Raw genomic sequence first — 20,136 nt, 5'->3', positions numbered from 1 at the left:
CGGTGTGCACGGCTCCGCGGCCGTCAGGGCGACGGCCCGCCCGGAGGGGTGCGCGCCGCCCGGTCTCTCACTCGCTGGGCGAGGGACTGCCACTGCCGGGTGAACCCGGGGGTCCGCTCCAGGACCTCCCACAGCCCGGCCAGCGGCGCGGCCACCCGCGCGCCCGGCATCCACAGGTGCAGCAGGTGGTCCACGGCCGCGCGCAGCACCCTGCCCGCGGTGGCCGCGGGGGCGTCGGGAGGGTGGTCGTCCAGGAGCTGGATGAGGGTGGTCAGCAGCCAGTCGTGCAGGGCGAGGTCGGCGCAGAAGGCAGCGACCTCGCGGGGCACGGCGCCGTCCGGGAGCCGCAGTTCGACCGTCCGCAGCCCGTCCTCCTCCAGCGTGAAGCGCTCCAGCCGGGGCCGGTCGGCCTCCGCGGCCCGCAGGGCCACCCAGCGCAGCCGGGTGCGCGGCGCGGGCAGCGCCTCGGCGGGCTCCGGCAGCGGCTGCCGCAGCACCTCGGTGAGCAGGGCCTCGGCCAGGAGCCCGGGATCCAGTCCGGTGTCGCGGCTGCCGGCCAGGAACCCCCGCGCGGTGGCCGGTTCGGGCAGTTTGCCGAGCGGTTCGGTCACCCCGGGCCGGCTGAGGTAGTGGCCCCACGGGCGCCGGGCGTCGGGCCCGGCGGCGGTCACGCCGGTGTAGGCGTTCACCTGCAGCACGTGCCCCTCCGTGACCGCCGCGCAGGAGATGACCGTGCCGATGCCGCGGACCTTGCTGCCGTCGTCGGTGGGCAGGGCGCAGTCGACGCCGGTGAGCCGGGGCGGCGACACCACGTGGAGGTTCGGGCGCCGCGAGACACGGACCGGCTCGTCGAGCCGCAGCCGCAGCAGCTCCGCCGCCTCGGCGGGGCGCAGGGCCCGGGCCGTCGGCAGCAGGCGGGTGCGTACCTCCCCGCCGAGGAGGGCGATTTGAGCCGCTTCCGTGGGGCCGTCCATGTCAGGGCCCCGGATAGAAGACGTAGGAGGTGCGGTCCGTGATCGACTCGGGCAGGCGGACGCGTTCGCCGGCCGACCGCTCGGCCACCTGCTGCAGCGCGTCGGGGTCCACCTCGATCTGGTCGAGCAGGACCAGGACGGCGTGCTCGACGGGGAGGTACCGGGACGGCAGCAGGGAGCAGGTGCGGTAGGCGGCGAAGGGCGGGGCCGCCGGGTTGAGCTGGAGCAGCGGGGGCAGGTCGTCCCACTCCTGGGGGAAGCCGCCGCCCTCCCAGAGCCGCGGACGCAGCACCGGGCGGCCGTCCTTGCGCAGCAGTCCCAGGCGCAGCAACTGCCAGACGGCCGCCAGGAACGCGCAGGAGAAGGTCTGGCCGGGGCCATGGCGGTCCCAGAGTTCGATGTCCAGGAAGACCGAGTGCCGCCGGGCCGCCGTCTCGTGGGGCGGCCGCCAGCCGGGAGCGGCGCCCGCGGCGGGGCTGCGGCTGCCGTTGGCGATCCAGCCCGTCTCGGTGACCGGTGGGCGCACGCCGGTGCTCCCGCGGGGCGGTGACTCCACGAGGCGGTGCGCCACCGAACGGGCGAGCGGGAACCCGTCGGCCTCCGCGCAGCCCGACTCCCGGACGAGGTAGTCGATGGCCAGACCGGCCCGTTCGGCCTCGGCGAGCAGGGCCGGGACGACGTCGGCGGGCGAGGAGAACCGGGAGAAGTAGTCGTCGACCAGGAAGCAGGTGCTCATCCGCAGGCGCTTGCCGCCCGTGTCGAGCGCGGCGGAGGCGGCGACGGCGTCCACCCAGGGCCGGGCGTGCGCGAAGTGAGCCCGCAGCCGGGCCGCCCCGTAGTCGAAGTCCTCCGCGTACAGGTGGCCTATTTCGAGCGAGAGGTGGGACAGCGGAACGGCCTGGGTGCGTGGCTCCGCGGTGACCTCTCGGAAGACGGCCTCGGTCACACTTCCCCCTGAACTCGTCCGTGCGTCCTACCGGGTGGTCCGGCGCCGGCCGCAGGCCAGGATCATTCCCTCGTAGCCGTCCCGCAACGCGTGCCCCTGCCGGAAGCGCCGGATGCGCAGGCCGTCGGCGTACGGTCCGAAGGCGGCGGCCACCGTGTGCTCGTCGACGTCGCAGGACGGGTAGCGCTCCCGGCCCACGTAGTAGCAGGCCCGTGACTCGGCCATGAAGGCGGCGGCGAAGGGGGCGCCCGGCAGCAGGGAGCGGACGAAGCAGCGCACGGCCTCCTGGAACACGGTGACCGAGGCGGTGATGGACTCGGCGGTGAAGAACATCGTCCCTATGTCCCAGCGGGACTCGGGGAGTTCGAACACGTCGCCCGTCTCCATGCGCGTGCTGCCCCGGAGGTGGCCGCGGGGGTCCGTGATCTCCGCGTAGGGGCTGCGGCCGCGCAGCACGTCCCAGAAGGGGTCCCAGTTCGGACCGTAGGACTGGTCCCGGTGCAGGGTGTTGCGCAGCCAGGCCACGTTGTTCTCGGCGAAGTCGAGGAGGGTGATCTCCTTGCACCACGGCAGCAGCATCAGCGTCGGGTAGAGGTTGGCCCCGGCGCCCACGTCGATGCCGGTGAGCGGCGCGGGCAGGCCGTGGCGGCCGAAGTGCCGGCACAGGTGGTCGCGGCCGGCCCGCAGGATCGCGGCGTCCGCGGGGTGGAGCCGAAGATAGTTCTGGCGGACGTAGGCGTCCGGATCGAAGGCGTCCCAGCGGGGGGCCTCGGCCTCGACGAGGGGGGCGGTTCGTGGTTCCGCTGCTCCGTGCGTCGCGTGTCGATCCACCCGTCGAGAGTAGGGGACCGGGGCGGCCGTGTCCGGAGGTCCGCCGGACATCCCCGGGAGCACGGGGGCGCACGCGGGGAGCACACAGCGCATACGGCGGTGAACGAGGAATCGGGAGAGACCCATGGTGCACATGAGACCGATGAGGGAGAGCGACCTGGCCGCGCTGGCCCGCCTCGACGAGGAGCTGTTCCCGGACTGGGCCTACCCGTACTTCGTGCTGCGGCAGCTCCACGACCTCTGCGGAGCCCGGATGCTCGTCCTGGACGACGACGGCGACGGCCTCGTCGGATACGCGGTCGCCGCCCGGACGTCGGACGGACGCCGCGGCTGGGTCCTGGCCCTGGGCGTGACGCGCGCGGCGCGCGGGTGCGGCTGGGGGCGCGAACTGCTGCGCGCGTGCGTGGACGGGCTGCGGGAGGACGGCGCCGAGGAGATCCGGCTGACCGTCGAACCGGCCAACGACTCGGCGCTGGCGCTCTACCGCGGCCTGGGGTTCACCGAGGTGGGGCGGCGCGCGGACTACTACGGGACGGGCGCGGACCGCCTGGTCCTGGCGCTCGGCCCGACGCGGCGGTGAGGGCGCTTCCCGCACGGCCGACGAGGGCGTCCGAGCCGGGCGCCTGTGGAAAACTCCGGGCCTGTCGGCGCGGACGCCTATCGTGGACGCAGTGGTCGAGGGACGACGCACGGGGGACGGGTCGATGGGCGGGATGGGCGGTATCGCCGAGATGGCAGTGACGGAGAGCGAGGCGCGGGACACGCTGCACCGGGTGTTCGGGTACGAGACCTTCCGCGGTGAGCAGGAGGCCGTGATCGAGCACGTGGTCGCCGGCGGCGATGCCGTGGTGCTCATGCCCACCGGCGGCGGCAAATCGCTGTGTTACCAGATCCCGGCCCTGGTCAGACCGGGTACGGGCGTGGTGGTATCCCCGCTGATCGCGCTGATGCAGGACCAGGTGGACGCCCTGCGGGCGCTCGGGGTGCGCGCCGGGTTCATGAACTCGACGCAGGACTTCGACGAGCGCCGGGTGGTCGAGGCCGAGTTCCTCGCCGGGGAGCTGGACCTGCTGTACCTGGCGCCGGAGCGGCTGCGGCTGGAGGGCACGCTGGACCTGCTCTCGCGCGGCAAGATCTCCGTCTTCGCGATCGACGAGGCGCACTGCGTGTCCCAGTGGGGACACGACTTCCGCCCGGACTACCTCATGCTGTCGCTGCTCGGCGAGCGGTGGCCGGACGTGCCCCGCATCGCGCTCACGGCCACGGCCACGCACGCCACGCACCGCGAGATCACCGAGCGGCTGGGGATGCCGGACGCCCGGCACTTCGTGGCCAGCTTCGACCGGCCCAACATCCAGTACCGCATCGTCCCCAAGGCCGACCCGAAGAAGCAGCTGCTGCAGTTCCTGCGCGAGGAGCACGCCGGCGACGCGGGCATCGTCTACTGCCTGTCCCGCAACTCCGTGGAGAAGACCGCCGAGTTCCTCTCGCGCAACGGGGTGGAGGCGGTGCCCTACCACGCGGGGCTCGACGCGGGGACGCGTGCCGCGCACCAGGCGCGCTTCCTGCGGGAGGACGGACTGGTGGTGGTGGCGACCATCGCCTTCGGCATGGGCATCGACAAGCCCGACGTCCGGTTCGTCGCCCACCTCGACCTGCCCAAGTCGGTCGAGGGCTACTACCAGGAGACCGGGCGCGCGGGGCGGGACGGCCTGCCGTCCACGGCGTGGATGGCCTACGGGCTGAACGACGTCATCCAGCAGCGCAAGCTGATCCAGACCGGCGAGGGCGACGAGGCGTTCCGGCGCCGGGCCGCCCAGCACCTGGACGCGATGCTCGCCCTGTGCGAGACGGCCCGCTGCCGGCGCGGCCAGCTGCTCGCCTACTTCGGCCAGGAGCCCGGCGGGGAGGCGTGCGGCAACTGCGACACCTGCCTCAACCCGCCGGAGACCTGGGACGGCACGGTGGCGGCGCAGAAGGTGCTGTCCACCGTGGTGCGGCTGCAGCGGGAGCGCGGGCAGAAGTTCGGCGCGGTGCAGATCGTGGACATCCTGCTCGGGCGGCGGACGGCCAAGGTCATCCAGTTCGACCACGACCAGTTGTCCGTGTTCGGCATCGGCGAGGAGCTCGACGAGGGCGAGTGGCGGGGCGTGGTCCGCCAGCTGCTGGCCCAGGGCCTGCTCGCCGTCGAGGGCGACTACGGCACGCTGGTGCTGACCGAGGCCAGCTCGGCGGTGCTGCGGCGCGAGCGGGAGGTGCCGCTGCGCAAGGAGCCGAAGCGGCCGGCCACGGCGAAGGCGCGCGGCGGCGCTGCGGGCTCCGGGCGGGGCGAGCGCAAGGCCCGGGCCGCCGCGGAACTGCCCGAGGAGCTGGTCCCGGTCTTCGAGGCGCTGCGCGCCTGGCGCGCGGAGCAGGCCCGCGAGCAGGGCGTCCCGGCGTACGTCATCTTCCACGACGCCACCCTCCGGGAGATCGCCACCGCCCGCCCCACGTCGGTGGCCGAGCTCGGCGGGATCGGCGGCGTCGGCGAGAAGAAGCTGGCGACCTACGGCGAGGGCGTGCTGGAGGTGCTGGCCGGGCTGTCCGCCCCGCCCGCCGCGGACCCGGACGCCCACGGCACGGCTTCGGACGCCCCCGGCGCGGCCCCGCGCGGCGCCGGTGCCCGTGCCCCGGGACCGGACGACGCCTGGCCCGAGGAGGAGCCGGAACCCGACCCCTGGGAGTGACCCCTGGGAAAGACCCCGAGTGCGCCCAGGGGCGGGATCCAGGAGTGCGCCCAGGGGCGGGGGTGCGCCCTGGGGCGGGACGGACTCCCGGGGTGCCCCTTGGGGCCGCCCCGCGGAGGTCAAGGGCGCGGCGCGGTCCGCCCGGCGCCGTCCCGGTGCCCATGCGCGGATGCCCGCCGCCCTCGGCTACGGCAGCGCGGTCAGGCCCGGCGCGAAGGTGATCAGCAGGGGCACCAGAGGGACCAGCGCCGCCGCCGTCGTGGTCAGGGCACGGTCACGGCGGCCGAGGCGGGGCGGCGGCTGCAGCAGGCGGTCGACGCGCTCGCCGAGCAGGCGGTGACTGGAGGCGCAGGACAGCACCCCGCGGTGCTGGTTCAGCTCGATCAGCGCCAGGGCCGTCGTCAGGTGACCGCAGCGGCGCGAGGCGGTGTCGTCGGCGGCCAGTTCGACCAGGCGGTGGGTCTGGTCGCAGAAGTGCGCGAACAGGGGGACGCGCGGGAATCCGGTGGCGAGCGCGGTGGACAGGTGCAGCAGCCAGTCGTGGCGGGCCCGGGCGTGACCGCGCTCGTGGGTGAGGACGGCGTCGAGCTGGTGGTCGGTGAGGCGGTGCAGCGCGCCGGTGGTGACGACGAGCCGTGCCGGGCTGCCCGGCATCCACCAGGCGTCGGGGTACTCGTCCTCCAGCACCAGCAGCGGGCCCCGGGCCCGGGGCAGCCCGGCGGGCAGGTCCGGCGCCCGCTCCCGCAGGTGGGCGCGGGCCCGGGCGCGGCGCCGGCGGGCCTCGAACAGCTCCCGCGCGAGCATGGCCGTCGTCCAGGCGGCCCCGCAGGCCAGCAGCACCGTGAGGACGACCGCCCAGGCCGGCGCGGACGACAGGTCGTAGGCGGCGGTCACCGCGGGCGGGGCCGGGGCGAAGAGCTGGGCGCGGACGGTGCCGAACACGGCGGCGGCGCCCAGGGCGAGCGCGGTCACACAGCACAGCAGGACGGTGGCGACCAGGCACTGCCACACCCACAGGCCCACCACCGGCTCCCGCTCCGGCCACTTCGCCCGGGTCAGCGCCCGGGGGACGGGGACGGCGGCCGTCACGGCGACGAAGCTCAGCAGGAGCAGGCAGACGGTCATGCCACGGACTCCGGATCTTCTCGGAAGAGGGCGGCTCGGGACACAGCGGGTCGGGACACAGCGGGGGGCGCGGGGCGGGTGCGCGGGGGGCCGCGGGCTGCCGGCCGGACCGTCCGCACCGCCCGACGCCCAGTATGACGGCGCGGGGCGGTGCGAGGCAGGGGTCGGCCGGTTCCGGTCCGGCCGGCCCCGCGGGAACGGTCGGTTGTGGTCCGGCCGACCCGTGGGAACGGTCCGGTCAGGACGGCGTGGGCACCACCCGGCCGGTGACCTCGCCCAGTCCGACGCGCACCCCGCCGGGACCGGGCGCCCAGGCCGTCAGGGTCACCTCGTCCCCGTCCTGAAGGAACGTCCGCTTGCCGTCGGGCAGTTCCAGCGGGTCGCGGCCGTTCCAGGTCAGCTCCAGCAGCGATCCGCGTTCCCGCTCGGTGGGTCCGCTGACCGTGCCGGAGCCGTACAGGTCGCCGGTGCGCAGGGACGCGCCGTTCACCGTCATGTGGGCGAGCTGCTGCGCGGCCGTCCAGTACATGGTGGAGAAGGGCGGCTCGGAGACGACGTGGCCGTTGAGGGCGACGGAGATACGCAGGTCGTAACCGCCGGGCTCCTCCTGCCGGTCGTCCAGGTAGGGCAGCAGGTCGTGGGTGCGCTCCGGCGGCGCCACCCGGGCCTCGTCCAGGGCGTCGAGCGGGGTGATCCACGCGGACACCGAGGTCGCGAAGGACTTGCCGAGGAACGGGCCGAGCGGCACGTACTCCCAGGCCTGGACGTCGCGCGCGGACCAGTCGTTGAGCAGGCACAGGCCGAACACGTGGTCCCGGAAGGCGCCGAGCGGCACCGGGCGCCCCTGCTCGGACGGCACACCGACGACGAATCCGACCTCGGCCTCGATGTCCAGCCGGACGGACGGGCCGAAGACCGGGGCGTCGTCGGCGGGCGTCTTGCGCTGGCCCGCGGGACGCACCACCTCGGTGCCGGACACCACCACCGTGCCGGCGCGGCCGTGGTAGCCGATCGGCAGGTGCTTCCAGTTGGGCGTGAGCGAGTCCGGGGCGTCGGGGCGGAACATCCGGCCCACGTTCCGCGCGTGGTTCTCGGAGGCGTAGAAGTCCACGTAGTCCGCGACCTCGAAGGGCAGGTGCAGGGTCACCGCGGACAGGGGGTGGAACAGCGGCTCCACGGTCTCCCGGTGCGCCGGGACGGTCACCCACGCGGTGATCGCCCGCCGCACGTCCGACCAGGCCGTCCGGCCCGCCGCCAGCAGGGCGTTGAGGGTCGGCCGGGCCAGCAGGGAGGCGTACGGGGAGCCGAGCGCGTGGGCGGCGGCTCCGGCGTCGAGGACGTGGTCGCCGAGCCGGACGCCGACGGTCCGCTCCGACGAGCCGGGGGGCGAGAACACGCCGTACGGCAAATTGTGCGGGCCGAAGGGATCGCCCTCGGGGACATCGAAGGGGGGCATCGGGTGCTGCCTCGCTTTCGTGTGCGCAGTGCTCCACGTGTCCGTGGCCGTGCCACACGTTACGGGGGACACCCCTGTCTTGGGCAGAGCCGTCGTGGTGGCGCGGTGGCGGACGGGGCGGGCGGGCGGCGTGCGGGCGCGGACGGGCCCGCGCAGGACGTCACTTGCGTACCGGAAGTTATCCACAGGACGCGACGCAATCTTGACGGAGCGGTGCGAACGGGGCGACTCTGGGCAGGTGCCGGAAGGCCTCGGGGAGGGGGTTTTCCGACGGCACCTCAGGGGGGCGGATGGCCATTGGGGAGGCCGGTCCGGGTTCGGTGCGTCCGGGTGCCCAGCCACGACGGCTGGAGGACACCCTGCGTGACCGGCTCGGCCGGGAATGCGTGTACATGCCGTCGTGCCGGCTCGGGCTGTACGTGGCGCTGCGTCACTGGTGCCCGCCCGGCGGCAGGGTCCTGATGTCGCCGGTCAACGACGACGTCATCTTCTTCGTCGTGCTGGCCGCCGGACTGCGGCCGGTGCAGGCCCCACTGAACCCGTTCGACGCGTCCATCGACCTCGATGCCGTGCCCGCCGACGTGTGGGGCTCGCTCTCCGCCGTGCTCACCACGAACCTCTACGGCAACCCGGACCCGGCGCCGCGCCTGCGCGCGCGGTGCGCCTCACTGGGCATCCCGCTGTTCGAGGACGCGGCGCACGCCATCGGCAGCGAGGTCGGCGGGCGGCCGGTCGGGGCCTGGGGCGACGCGTCGGTTTTCAGCCTTTCCAAGCATGTCGACGCCAAGGCGGGCGGCATGCTGGCAGTCGCCGACCCGGACCTCGCCGACGTGCTGCGCGCGGCCCGCGACGAATTGCTGGTCCCACGCCGCGCCCGGTCCGAACTCACCTACGCGGTCCGGCCGTACGCCGAGGCCGCGGTGCGGGGCCTCGGGCTGCGCCGGGCCGCCTGGGCCACGATGGGCCTGCTGGGGCTCACCGAGCGCGAGGGCATCCGGATGCCCCTGCGCCCGCGGGAGCTGAGCCGCGCCGCGGACGCCGCCCCCGGCCTCGGCGCGCACGACGCGTGGGTGCGCGTCGACATGCACGACTACCGGCTGGAGCCGGGCCCGGTGCGGCTGCGCCGGATCGGCCGGCGGCTCGGCCGGCTCGACGGGATCCTCGCCGCCTCCCGGGCCGGCACCGAACTGCTGCTGTCGTCGCGATGGGCCCGCCCGCGCGCGGGCAGCACCGTGCAGCCGCTGTTCCGGGTGCCGCTGCTGGTCGCCGACCGGGACGCGGCGACGGCCGCGCTGGCGCGCCGCGGCATCGTCGTCGGCTACCTCTACGATCCGCCGCTGGACGACTACGCGGGCGCGGAGTTCACCGATCCGTCCCCGGCGCCCGAGGCGGCCCGCTGGTTCGCCCGGCACGCCCTGCCCGTGGACCCGCTGCGGGCCCGCGAGGCTCTCGACGTGCTGGAGCGGTCCGGGATCCGGCCCGCCGAACCACCGCGGGCGCTCACCCGGCGTCCGGGGCCGGTGCCCAGGGAGCGGGAAGCCGGTGGCTGACACCCGGGTCCACGAGCCCGCCGCGGTGCGCCCCGGCGGCGGGCGGCCGGAGCCCGCCGCCCGCGCCACGGGCTCCGACTCGCTGTTCAAGAACGCCTACTTCCTCATGCTCAGCACCGGGGTGTCCGCCGTCCTCGGCCTGGGCTTCTGGCTGGTGGCGGCGCGGTACTACTCCGAGGACGCCGTCGGCCAGGGGTCCGCCGCGATCGCCGCGATGCGGCTGCTCGCCAGCATCACGGCGACCACGATGATCGGCGCCGTGGTGCGCTTCGTGCCCCGGGCCGGGCGGGAGACCGCCCGCCTCGTGTGGGGCGTGTACGGGGCGAGTTCGCTGGTCGTCGCCCTGGCCGCGGGCGTCTTCCTGCTCACGCTCGACCAGTGGGGCGCGTCGTACGAACCCCTCGGCACCCCGCTGGCGGGGGCCCTGTTCGTCGCCGCGTGCGTGGCCTGGGCCCTGCTGACGCTCCAGGACGGTGTGCTGACGGGCCTGCGCAAGGCCGAGTGGGTGCCGGCGGGCAACGCCGTGTTCTCCCTCGGCAAGCTGGCCCTGCTGGCCGTCTTCGCCGGTGCGCTGCCGGTGCTCGGCATCTTCGTCTCCTGGGCCGTGGCGATCGCCTTCTCCACCCTGCCCCTCGGCTGGCTGATCTTCCGCCGCCTCATCCCGCGCCAGGCCGCCGCCGACCGCGACGTCGAGCCGCCCCGGTTCCGCTCCATGGGCCGCTTCCTGGCGGGCGACTCGCTCGGCGCGCTGTTCAGCCTCGCGATGATCAACCTGCTGCCGGTGATGGTCGCGGTCCGCTTCAGCGCCGCCGAGAACGGCTACTTCTACGTGGCCTACACCGTCGGCGGGACCATGGAGTTCATGGCCATCAACATGGCCTCGTCGCTCACCGCGCACGCCTCGCACGACCCGCGGCAGCTCGCCGACGGCGTACGCGGCGCCCTGCGGCGGATGGCCCTGCTGCTGGTGCCGGTGGTGCTGGTCCTGGTCGTCTTCGCGGAACAGATCCTCACCCCCTTCAGCCCCGACTACGCGGAACACGGCTCGACCGTGCTGAGGCTGCTCGCGCTGGGGGCCCTGCCCCGGGTCGTCGTGGAGCTGTACATCGGGGTGCTGCGGGTGCAGGGGCGCACCGGAGTGCTCGCCGCCCTCCAGGGCGCGATGTGCGTGCTGGTCCTGGGCAGCGCGGCCGTGCTGTTCACCCCGGCGGGGATATCCGGCGCGGGCTGGGCGGTGCTGATCAGCATGTCGCTGATCGCGGTCGTCTCGGTGTTCGGCCTGCGGTCGGCGCTGCGCGGGGGTCCGGCCGCTCCGGCGGACCTGGCGCCGGCCGCCCCCGTCTACGGCACCCGCTGGGCCCGGCTGAACGCCACCGCCGGATACGGCACGGGCTGGGCCCGCCGGGCCGCCTACGAGGGCAGGGGCGCAGACGAGGACGACGGGGAGGACACGGTCACCCTCTTCATCGGCAGCCCCGGCTACGAGCGGGAGGCGCTCCAGGCCGACACCCTGGCGCTCGTCGTACGGCCGCAGCAGCCGACGCGCGGGGGAGGGGACCGCGACCGGGGCCGGGCCGATGACCAGGAACGCGCTCGGGACCGGGATCGCGTTCATGACGGGGACCGGGATCGCGCTCATGACGGGGACCGGGATCGCGTTCATGACCGGGACCGCGAGCGGGACCGGGAGCAGGCGGACGGCGGGACCGGGGACGGCGATGAGGGGGCAGCCCGGGCCCACGGCGCGGAGGTGGCCCGGGCCCACGATGCGGGGGTGGCCCGGGCTCACGACGTGGTGGGGGTGCGGGACGCTGCGGAGATCCGCGACCGGGAGGTGGCCCGGGACGCGGGGTCTGCTGAGGGTGAGGGGCCGACTCGGGGCGAGGAGATGGCCGGGGACGCGGAAGGGGTCCGGGACGCGGAACCGGTCTGGGACGCGGAATCGGTTTGGGAGGCAGAGCCGGTCCGGGACGCAGAGGCCGTCCGGGGCCCGGAACCGGTCCGTGCCGCGGCGCGGGTCCACGACGAGCCCCCGGACCGGGAAGCGGTCCGTGCCCAGGAACCGCCCCAGGGCGGGGAGCCGCCACGCCCCCGCCCGGAGGCGGACCCGGCCGCGCCCCGTCCCGCCCGGGCCGCCGAGGCACCGCCCCCCGAGCTGCCCGCGGTGCTGTCCTCCTGGGAGCGGGAGGCGCCCGTCGAGGCGAGCAGCACGCCGTGGGACGACGCGCCGCCCGCCGCGGACCTGAGGCCGGAGCCCCGCCCCGGCACCCGTGATCCCGACCGTTTCCTCAGGGGCGCCCTGTGGGCCGTGCTCGGGCTTGCCACGCTCGTCTTCTGGGCGGCCCTGCGCCCGCTGCCCTGGCTCGGCGACCCGCCGCGAGGCGACCTCACCGGGCGTCAGCTGCTGAACGAACTGCCGCTGCCCGCGCTGGCCGCCGGGGGAGTGCTGCTCCTCGTCTTCGTCGCCTCGGTGACGCTGTGCCTGCGTCCGGCGCCGTGGCTCTCGGCCGCCGCGCTGGGGTCGGCCCTCGTCGCCCTGCACGCCGCGCCGATCGCCCTCGGCCGGGAACCGCGGGCGGTGGACGGGGCGTTGTATTCCAGGACGGCCGGTTTTGTCGCGGATGCGGTGGGGTTCGGCGGGCCCGGACCGCTGCTGCGGTGGACGCCGGCGGTCTGCCTGCTGCTGTGCCTCGTCCCGCTGTGGCTGCTGCTCGCGTGCGCGGGCGGGCGGCTGTCGTGGGCGAGGCGCTGGGGGGTCCTGTATCTCGTGGCGGTGGGCGGCTGGGTGGGGCGGGACGTGCTCGCGCCGGCCGCGCCCGTCCTGCTCGCCGTCCTCGTCCTGCTCGTGCCGGTGTTCCGTGCCGTGGCGGCCTCGTCACTGCCGGACCGCGTGCTCCGGCTGCTCCGCCCGCTCCTCCGCCCGTCCCACCGGGACGGATCCGCCGGGGGCCTGCCCGACAGAAGACGGCCGTCCGGCCCGTCCGAGGACTGAACACGTCGTCAGAGCCGAACCGCCAGGGGGGAACCACCGTGCGTCCGCCAGCCACTCCACGCGAGAGATCCGGGCCCGAACCCGCGCCGGAGAACACCTCGGTGCCGGTTTCCGCCGCCGCGACCCCGGAGGGGTCCGCACCGGAGCAGTCCCCGGCATCCGGGTCCGTCCCGGACGTGTCGTCGTCCCTGCCCGACGTGTCGTCCGAGGCACCTCGTGAGCCGCGGGAGTCCGCACCGCACGCGTCCGATCCGCAAGCGTCCGCACCGCAAGCGTCCGAAGCGCTCGCGTCGGGCGGGTGGACTGCGTCCCAGTCCCGTCCCTCCCCGGAGTCGTCGAGCCCCGCCCATGAACGTGTGACGGACCTGTCCGACCTGCCGCCCGTGTGGTCCGGGCGCCGCGCCCTCGCCGCCTGGCCCCTCGTGCCGCTGGCCGCGGCGCTCGCCCTGTGGGGGTACGCGGTCCGGCACACCGACGTGTCGGCGCTGGACGACTTCGGCCTGGTCACCGCGCTGCACCCGGCGTTCTGGGCCGGGCTGGCGGTGCTGACCGCCGGCTTCTGGCTCACCGTGCGCGATCCGCGCCGGCCCGGCGGCTGGTCCGCGGCGTACGTGCTGGGGCTGCTGGTGATGGAGCGGGCCACCCAGGCCGTGCTCTACCCGACCCCGCTGTACGCCTGGGCGTGGAAGCACGACGGTGTCGTCGACCACCTGCTGACCGCGGGCGGTCTCCAGACCGCCGCCGAGGTCGGCGACATGGCGGTCTACGACCAGTGGCCCGGCTTCTTCGCCGCCCAGGCCGCGCTGGTGCGGCTGCTGGGCGTGGACTCCGCGGCGATGTACATGGCGTGGTGGCCGCTGGCGTCCAGCCTGATGCTGCTGCTCCCGCTGCTGCTGATCTACCGCACGTTCACCGAGGACCGGCGGCTGATCTGGACCGGGGTGTGGCTGTTCTTCGTGGCCAACTGGGTGGGCCAGGACTACTTCTCCCCGCAGTCGGTGGCGTTCGCGCTGCACCTGGGGGTGCTGGCCGTGGTGCTGCGCCGGTACGGCCGCTCCGGCGGCGCCCGGCGGCGGGGGCAGGCGGTGTGGACCGCGGTGATCGTGGTGATGGTGACGGCGATCGTCATCTCCCACCAGCTCACCCCGGGCATGCTCGTGGTGTCGCTGCTCGCGCTGTGCCTGCTGCGCCGCCACCGGGACTGGGTGCCCGTGGTCACCACGGTCGTGATCTTCCTCGCCTGGTGTCTGACCGCGGCGCTGCCCTTCCTGTCCGCCGCGATGCCGGACATGATCCGCTCCGTCGGCGACGTCGGTGGCAACGTGTCGACCGGCTACGGCACCACACCGACCGGCACCGGAGCCGTCGCCACCTCGTGGGCGGCCCGCCTGCTGTCGGGCTCGGTCCTGCTGCTGGCGGTGGCCGGGATCTGGCGGCAACGGGTGCTGCGGCACCGGGCGATGCCCCTGCTGCTGATCGCAGCGGCGCCCCTGCCGATGCTGGTGGCGAGCAGCTACGGAAGCGAGATGATCTTCCGGGTGCTGATGTTCATGCTGCCCGGTGCCGCCTTCTTCGCCGCGGCGGCCCTGCTGCCGAAGGTGCGCACGCTGGCCGCCGAGGCGTCGCCCGCCCCGGCCGGGCCGGCCGGTTCTCGGGGGCGGTCCGCGGTGCGGCGGGGCCTCGCCGCGTGGGTCGCGCCGGTCGTCCTCGTCGCGGGGACGCTCGCGTTCGTGCCGAGCTACTCCGGCAAGGACCGCATCAACTACTTCCCGCCGCAGGAAGTGGCGCTCGTGCAGCAGCTCTTCGACGAGGCCCCCGAGGGCTCGCTGGTCGTCGCCGCCAACCGCAACTACCCGCTCGCCTACGCCTCGTACGGGGACATCGACCACTACTGGTTCCTGGACGACGAGCGGTCCCACATCGACCGGATCGTGGCGGACCCGGCCGGGACCCTGGCCGAGGACATGGCCGGGCTGGACGGCCCCGGCCGGGCCTACCTGCTGTTCTCCCAGGGGCAGCTCGCCAACTCCACGATGAACGGGCAGCTCACCGAGGCCCAGTTGACGGGCATCGAGCGGTCGGTCGCGGCGTCGGCCCGCTTCCGGCGGGTGGCCGGGAACAGCGCCGGGACGGTCTACGAACTGCGCCCCGAGGGAGGGACGGAGCGATGACACCACAGGATCTCGTCGTCCGGATGCTGCCGCCGTTCGGCGGCTGGCTGGCACTGGCCTCGCTGGCGCTGCCCGGCGGTTCGCCGCTGCGGGGCGCGGCCGTCGTCGCGTTCCTGGCGGCGGGGCCGGGCGCGGCCCTGGTCGGCGCCTGTGGCCCGGCGCTGCGCGTGCGGCCCGCGCAGGGGCCGGTCGACCGGCGCGACCCGCGCTTCGCCCACCACTCCGACCTGCTCGAACGGCTGATGCTCGTGGTGTTCGGCAGCCTCGGCGCGGTGATGATCGTCGCCACGGTGCTGATCGCCACCCACACCTTCAGCGCCCAGCGGGTGCTGCTGGCCCTGACGGTGCTGACGACGCTCGCCGCGTTCTGCCCGCGACCGGGCGGCTCCCCGCCGGCGCCGAGGACACGGAAGGGTTCCGCTCTGTGAGGTTCGCCCGTCTCCCGCGCCGCATCACCGCCGCCCTGCGTGGTACGCCGGCCCCCACCGACCCGGACACCGCCGGTGCCGGCCGGCACCGCGGCGCCCGGGCACGGCCCGCGTCGGCGCGCCGCCGGCTGCTGGTGACGTCGGCGGTGGTCGTCAGTGCCGTCCTGGTCGCGCTGCTCGCCCTGCGGAACGCCTCCGGACCGCCGGACGCCTCGGCACAGGACGAGTGCCGTCCCACCGATCTGCTGGAGCCGCCGTGCGGCGCCTGGTTCGGCGCGTTCGTGCCGCACGAACGCCACGACCTCGCACAGAAGGTGGCGGCCTACGAGAAGCGCGTGGGCCGCAAGCTGGACATCGTGTACACGTACCACGACATGTCGCTGCCCGAAGGCACCCGCCGGGAGGGGCAGTTGCTCAGCCCGGAGGAGCAGGCGGTCGGTGCGGACCGGATGCTGCTGCTCTCCTGGGAGAGCAAGTGGTGGGGCGGCACGAAGCAGCAGCAGCCCACGTGGAAGCAGATCGCGTCCGGGAAACTGGACGACACCGTCATCGACGTCCAGGCCCGGCGCGTCAAGGAGTACGGGGAGCGCACCGGGAAGAAGGTGTTCCTCTCCTTCGACCTGGAGATGGACACCCGCACTCCGGCCAACGGCACCCCGGCGGAGTACGTGGCGGCGTACCGGCACATCCACGACCGGTTCCGGGAGCTGGGCGTCGACAACGTCGTGTGGACCTGGATCATCACCGGCTACCTCGGCCACGCCGACCTGTTCGAGCGGATGTATCCGGGCGACGCGTACGTCGACTGGATCGGCTACAACCAGTACAACTACTACCGCTGCCACAAGACGGAGTGGCTCGGCTTCGCGCAGACCCAGCGGGCCACGCATGAGTGGGTGCGGGCGAACATCTCCGACGAGAAGCCGCTCATGCTCTCCGAGTTCGGCACGGCCGCCGACGCGGACCGCCCGGACCGTCAGGCCGAGTGGTACGCCGAGGTCCCCGGCGTGCTGAAGGACCTGGACGGCGTCAAGGCGGCCCTGCAGTGGAACCACCGGGACCCCGGACCGCACTGCAACCTCGCCGTGGCGGGCGACGCGGCGTGGGACAGCCTGCGCGAGGCGGTGGCCGACCCGTATCTGAACCAGCCGCGGAAGTGACCCGGCGGCGGGCCGGTGCACGGCTTCCGGCCCGCCGGACGCGGCGCAGGCCCCGACGGGCCGGCCAGGCCCGCCGCACCGCGGCACACGCCCAGCCGGCCCGGCCCGCCCCGCCGTGCCGGATCAGCCGGCGAACTCCGGGCCGCGCACCGCCGCCCGGGCCCGCCGGTACCAGCGCCAGCCGACCGTCTTCGGGCCGTCCCGGTAGGGGGCGACCCGCGCGCCCCTGCCCGCCAGCCAGTCCTCCACGTCGGCGAGGGTGTGGCTGCGGCGGACGATGAGCCGGGAGATGCGGTACGGCTCGTCCCGGACCGAGCTGAGCGCGTGCCGCACCGCGGTGGCCGTCTCGTACCCGGCCCGGGCCGTCATGGCCCGCACCCGGGGGCTGTTGTAGCCGTGCGGGTAGGCGAGGTGGGGCACCGGGTGCCCGAGGGCGTCCTCCAGGACCGCCTTGGAGTCGGCCAGTTCGGCACGGAGCCGGCGGGCGGTCAGGGTGTCCAGCTGGGCGTGGGTGACGGTGTGGCTGCCCACCTCCATGCCCGCGTCCTCCAGGCCGGCCACCTGGTCCAGGCCCATCATCGGGCCGGGCGGCAGCAGACTCCCGCCCCCGGACGCGAGGGCGCCGGTGGTGAGGTACGCGGTGGCGGGCAGGGCCCGCGCGGCGAGTGCCTCGGCGGTGGGGCCGGGCAGGTCGGCGAACCCGTCGTCGAAGGTGAGCAGCACCGGCCGGGGCGGCAGCGGCGCCCGCCCGGCCAGGTGGTCGGCGAGGGCGCTGATGGTGACGGGGGTGCGGCCGCTGTCCACGACGGCGTCGAGATGGGCCGCGAACTGCCGTGGTGTGACGGTGAACTCGGCGATCCAGTCCGGCGGGTCGTCCATCACGGCGTGGTAGAGGAACACGGGGACGGCCGGGCCCCCGTCCGGTGCCGGTTCCCCGTCCGGTGCCGGTTCCCCGTCCGGTGCCGGTTCCCCGGACGCGCCGTCCCCCGGGCGGGGTTCTCCGTCCGTGCCGCCCGGCTCGTGCGGTGATGTCGTCATGGCGTTCCCCTCCCGCTGTCCGCGTCCGGCCGCCGGTATCCGGCGTCCCGCAGGGCGCGGCGGGCGCGCAGGTAACCGACCGGTCCGTACAGCATGCCCCGGCGCTGCAGCCGGGAGAGCCGGCGGGGCCAGGGATGCGTGCGGGTGTGGTGGGCGCCCGGGGTGCCCCCGCCGTCGGTGTCGCGTACGGCGGTCAGGGAGCGGGCGTGGGCCAGCCCGCCCGGCAGCCGGGCGAGGAACGCGGGCAGCAGCGCGGGGCGGTCGACGAGGACCGCGGTGAGGTAGGCGGTGAGCCCGGCACCGTAGCCGTACGCCTGGGTCTCCAGGTCGGCCCAGGTCTCCCGGTGGTGGTGCCACACCAGGGCGTACGGCGTGTACCGCAGCCGGTGCCCCTGGGCGAGGACGCGGACGAAGCCGTACAGGTCGTCGCCTCCCCGGGCCGGGGTCCCGGCGCCGGTGGCCGGGTCGAAGCCGCCCACCGCGCGCAGCACGCCGGTACGGAAGGCCATGTTCGCGCCCGAGCCGAACCGGCCCGCGGTGAACGGGAACAGCGGCTCGTCGCGGGGCGGTTCCCGCGGGTCGTACGTCGCCGGGGTGAAGCCCTTCGCGAAGCCGCCGTGGCTCTCCAGCAGCACCTGGGCCGGGGTCCGCAGCCGGGCGGGCAGGATCAGGCCGGTGACGCAGCCGAGCCGGGGGTCGGCGGCGAAGGGCGCGGTCAGCTCGGTCAGCCAGCGGGGATCGGCGACGACGTCGTCGTCGGTGAACGCGACGACCTCGCCACGGGCCTGGGCGAGCCCCGCGTTGTGGGCGACGGCCAGCCCCGGGACCGGCTCGCGCAGGTAGCGCACGCGCTCCCCGTACTTGCGGTGCACCAGGTCGTGCGTCTCGTCGGTCACGGGTGCGTTGTCGACGACGACGACCTCGAACCGGGGGTGGTCCTGGGCGAGCAGGGAGTCGAGGGCCCGGGCGAGCTGCCCGGCCCGCTCCCGGGTGGCCACGACGACCGTCGTGTACGGCGGCGGCGTCCCCGGGCCCGGCCGGAGTGGGCCCGGCGGCGGCGCTCCCGGGCCGGCCCCGGCCCCCGCCGGCGCCTCCGTGCCGGTGTGCCCGCCCACAGACGGTGCCCCCGGGCCGGCCCCGCCCCCCGGCGCCCCCTCCGCGCCGGTGCGCCTGAGCGCCGACGACCCGTCCGCCGGGCTGTCCGGCACCGCCTCACGGGCGAGGCGGGCCAGCACCGTCCTCGGGTCGGCGCCCCGCGGGACGTGCCCCAGCAGGGTGCCCGCCGGCCGGCCGTCGCGGCGGACCAGGGCGAACACCTCGCCGTGCGTGACCGGCGGGCTGCCGGGGCCGGGTCTCAGGCCGGCCTCGTCACCGCGCAGGTCCACCTCCGCGACCTGCACGGCGCCGATGGCCAGGAACCGGCGGATCTCCTCCTGGGCGGTGCGTGTTCTGCGGGACATGCGTCCCCCTCCCCTCCCTCACGGACGGCGCAGCCGTGCGGCGCCCTTCAGCGTCCGCGACGCCAGCGACGCCAGCCGCGGGCGGGCGCGGACGAAGCCGTACGCGCGGCGTACGGGCTCACGGCTCAGCCAGTGCAGCGCGGCGCCCGTGCCCGGACGGGTCACCGCCCCCTCGTAGACGGCGAGTTCGCCCGTCTTCAGCGAGTCCTTGTACTCCGCCGGGCCGCGCCCCATGTCGAGCAGGCCCACCCCCTCGGCAGCGGCGGCCTCGGCCATCCGCAGGTGCAGCACCAGCCCCGGCGAGTACTTCGCGAACTCCGGGTCGTAGGCCGGGAACCAGCAGGCCAGCACGGTGGCCGAGCGCAGGCCGAAGTGCGCGGCGACGGGCCGGCCGCCGGCGTAGAGCACCGACAGGGTGCCCGTGCACTGGGCGGACCGGGTCTCCGCGAGCCGGGCCACCAGCCGGGCGATCCACTCCTGCGCGAACCGGTCGCGCCGGCCCGTCCTGCGGTACTGCGCCGACTTCCACTCCATGAGCGTGCGCAGCGCGGCCGGGTCGCGCTCGTCGAAGACGAACCGGACCGGGCCGGCCTGGCGGCCGAGCCGGCGCTCCTTGGCCAGCGTGGTCTTCAGGAACTTCGGCGACTGGGTGCGCAGCACGGACTCGTAGGTCTCGTACCCCTTCTCCACGTCGATGACGTAGGTGGCGTGCTCCTCGGCCGCGTACGGCACGAACAGCCCCTGGTCCGCCTCCAGGTTGTCGAAGGCGAAGCTGGACACCGAGCAGGCGCGCAGCAGTTCACGGGGGTCCACCGCCGACCCGGGAGGCAGGATCGCTCCCTGGCAGTCGGACACCCCCAGGCCGATCGCCCGGCCCTGCCCCCACGGTCCGTGCTCGTACGGCAGGAACCCGGCCGGGTCCGCGCCCTCGTACACCACCGCGACCCGGGCGCGCGGCCGTACCCGTCCCACGACCGTGGTGAATTCCGGTTCCATGAACGGATTGCGTGGTGTGTCCGCCGTGGCGCGCAGCTCGCGCCACCGTTCCCGTTCCCCCTCGCCGAGCTCCTCGGGCCTCAGCACACGCGTGCGTCCACTGCTCACCTGACCCCCCGATCAAGTCCCCCCTGGACCCTTGGAAGGTACCGCCGGGGAACCGTGCCCGGTAGGCCGCGTCGCCTCTTATTGCCAAATGGTGCACAAACCGTCAACCGGGTACGACCCGGCCGTGGCCGGGAGGAGCCGGGACGGGCGGGCCGTGGGGCCGGCGCCGGGCGGC

At 75.1% G+C, this 20,136-nt stretch carries 14 protein-coding genes and 1 pseudogene; 7 read left to right on the top strand and 8 right to left on the bottom strand.

The window, feature by feature from the left end; genetic code table 11:
* Positions 1–23: 23 nt before the first annotated feature.
* Genes ACIRPP_RS05510 through ACIRPP_RS05500 form a run of 3 tightly spaced genes read right to left on the bottom strand, consistent with a single transcriptional unit; the run spans position 24 to position 2,751 of the window.
* Positions 24–974, bottom strand: coding sequence for an SCO2521 family protein (locus ACIRPP_RS05510; RefSeq protein WP_403638158.1), 951 nt, complete (start codon positions 972–974; stop codon positions 24–26).
* Position 975: 1 nt separating this feature from the next.
* Positions 976–1,920, bottom strand: coding sequence for an SCO2522 family protein (locus ACIRPP_RS05505; RefSeq protein WP_403638157.1), 945 nt, complete (start codon positions 1,918–1,920; stop codon positions 976–978).
* A gap of 27 nt (positions 1,921–1,947) precedes the next feature.
* The gene (locus tag ACIRPP_RS05500) at positions 1,948–2,751 is read right to left on the bottom strand and encodes an SCO2525 family SAM-dependent methyltransferase (protein ID WP_403638156.1); all 804 of its coding nucleotides are present in this window, start codon (positions 2,749–2,751) and stop codon (positions 1,948–1,950) included.
* 124 nt (positions 2,752–2,875) lie between these two features.
* Between ACIRPP_RS05500 and ACIRPP_RS05495 the strand changes: the two genes are divergently transcribed.
* Positions 2,876–3,331, top strand: a complete 456-nt coding sequence (locus ACIRPP_RS05495; RefSeq protein WP_403638155.1) for a GNAT family N-acetyltransferase — start codon at positions 2,876–2,878, stop codon at positions 3,329–3,331.
* Positions 3,332–3,455: 124 nt separating this feature from the next.
* Positions 3,456–5,477: a DNA helicase RecQ gene (recQ, locus tag ACIRPP_RS05490; protein WP_403638356.1), complete on the top strand. Its 2,022-nt coding sequence runs from the start codon at positions 3,456–3,458 to the stop codon at positions 5,475–5,477.
* 186 nt (positions 5,478–5,663) lie between these two features.
* On the opposite strand, the gene ACIRPP_RS05485 is transcribed toward recQ, so the two are convergent.
* Both ACIRPP_RS05485 and fahA read right to left on the bottom strand, forming a co-directional pair.
* Entirely contained in the window at positions 5,664–6,602 is a 939-nt protein-coding gene (locus tag ACIRPP_RS05485; RefSeq protein ID WP_403638154.1) for a M56 family metallopeptidase, read from the bottom strand.
* Positions 6,603–6,840: 238 nt separating this feature from the next.
* A complete protein-coding gene (gene fahA / locus ACIRPP_RS05480) occupies positions 6,841–8,058 on the bottom strand; it encodes a fumarylacetoacetase (protein ID WP_403638153.1) in 1,218 nt (405 codons plus the stop codon).
* Positions 8,059–8,417: 359 nt separating this feature from the next.
* Between fahA and ACIRPP_RS05475 the strand changes: the two genes are divergently transcribed.
* The 5 genes and pseudogenes from ACIRPP_RS05475 to ACIRPP_RS05455 all read left to right on the top strand — a co-directional run bounded on the left by ACIRPP_RS05475 (position 8,418) and on the right by ACIRPP_RS05455 (position 16,359).
* Positions 8,418–9,608, top strand: coding sequence for a DegT/DnrJ/EryC1/StrS family aminotransferase (locus ACIRPP_RS05475; RefSeq protein WP_403638354.1), 1,191 nt, complete (start codon positions 8,418–8,420; stop codon positions 9,606–9,608).
* Positions 9,601–11,163: pseudogene (locus ACIRPP_RS05470) on the top strand (lipopolysaccharide biosynthesis protein); the annotation flags it as partial. The gene ACIRPP_RS05475 and the pseudogene ACIRPP_RS05470, both read left to right, overlap by 8 nt.
* A 1,793-nt stretch (positions 11,164–12,956) precedes the next feature.
* On the top strand, positions 12,957–14,771 hold the full coding sequence (locus tag ACIRPP_RS05465; RefSeq protein ID WP_403638152.1) for a glycosyltransferase: 1,815 nt from the start codon (positions 12,957–12,959) through the stop codon (positions 14,769–14,771).
* Positions 14,768–15,199: a hypothetical protein gene (locus tag ACIRPP_RS05460; RefSeq protein ID WP_403638151.1), complete on the top strand. Its 432-nt coding sequence runs from the start codon at positions 14,768–14,770 to the stop codon at positions 15,197–15,199. The genes ACIRPP_RS05465 and ACIRPP_RS05460 overlap by 4 nt, the downstream gene beginning before the upstream one ends.
* Positions 15,196–16,359: a glycosyl hydrolase gene (locus tag ACIRPP_RS05455; protein WP_403638150.1), complete on the top strand. Its 1,164-nt coding sequence runs from the start codon at positions 15,196–15,198 to the stop codon at positions 16,357–16,359. Before ACIRPP_RS05460 ends, ACIRPP_RS05455 begins: the two co-directional genes overlap by 4 nt.
* A 123-nt stretch (positions 16,360–16,482) precedes the next feature.
* Here the strand turns inward: ACIRPP_RS05455 and ACIRPP_RS05450 are convergent, their stop codons facing one another.
* The 3 genes from ACIRPP_RS05450 to ACIRPP_RS05440 all read right to left on the bottom strand — a co-directional run bounded on the left by ACIRPP_RS05450 (position 16,483) and on the right by ACIRPP_RS05440 (position 19,940).
* The gene (locus ACIRPP_RS05450) at positions 16,483–17,238 is read right to left on the bottom strand and encodes a polysaccharide deacetylase family protein (RefSeq protein WP_403638352.1); all 756 of its coding nucleotides are present in this window, start codon (positions 17,236–17,238) and stop codon (positions 16,483–16,485) included.
* A gap of 155 nt (positions 17,239–17,393) precedes the next feature.
* Positions 17,394–18,857, bottom strand: coding sequence for a glycosyltransferase (locus tag ACIRPP_RS05445; RefSeq protein ID WP_403638149.1), 1,464 nt, complete (start codon positions 18,855–18,857; stop codon positions 17,394–17,396).
* A gap of 18 nt (positions 18,858–18,875) precedes the next feature.
* Positions 18,876–19,940 (bottom strand): GNAT family N-acetyltransferase, encoded by a 1,065-nt coding sequence (locus ACIRPP_RS05440; RefSeq protein WP_403638148.1) that lies wholly within the window; start codon positions 19,938–19,940, stop codon positions 18,876–18,878.
* Positions 19,941–20,136 lie beyond the last annotated feature (196 nt).

It is taken from the genome of Streptomyces sp. NPDC101219 (genome assembly GCF_044767675.1).
Classification (GTDB): Bacteria; Actinomycetota; Actinomycetes; order Streptomycetales; family Streptomycetaceae; genus Streptomyces.
Note: the sequence above shows the minus strand (reverse complement) of the source record. Positions and strands in the feature narration are given on the sequence as shown.

Bases quoted from the DNA above. Each gene is read 5' to 3' on its own strand.
- ACIRPP_RS05510 (WP_403638158.1), bottom strand. From the start codon at position 974: ATGGACGGCCCCACGGAAGCGGCTCAAATCGCCCTCCTCGGCGGGGAG.
- fahA (WP_403638153.1), bottom strand. From the start codon at position 8,058: ATGCCCCCCTTCGATGTCCCCGAGGGCGATCCCTTCGGCCCGCACAAT.
- ACIRPP_RS05485 (WP_403638154.1), bottom strand. From the start codon at position 6,602: ATGACCGTCTGCCTGCTCCTGCTGAGCTTCGTCGCCGTGACGGCCGCC.
- ACIRPP_RS05495 (WP_403638155.1), top strand. From the start codon at position 2,876: ATGGTGCACATGAGACCGATGAGGGAGAGCGACCTGGCCGCGCTGGCC.
- recQ (WP_403638356.1), top strand. From the start codon at position 3,456: ATGGGCGGGATGGGCGGTATCGCCGAGATGGCAGTGACGGAGAGCGAG.
- ACIRPP_RS05460 (WP_403638151.1), top strand. From the start codon at position 14,768: ATGACACCACAGGATCTCGTCGTCCGGATGCTGCCGCCGTTCGGCGGC.
- ACIRPP_RS05445 (WP_403638149.1), bottom strand. From the start codon at position 18,857: ATGTCCCGCAGAACACGCACCGCCCAGGAGGAGATCCGCCGGTTCCTG.
- ACIRPP_RS05450 (WP_403638352.1), bottom strand. From the start codon at position 17,238: ATGGACGACCCGCCGGACTGGATCGCCGAGTTCACCGTCACACCACGG.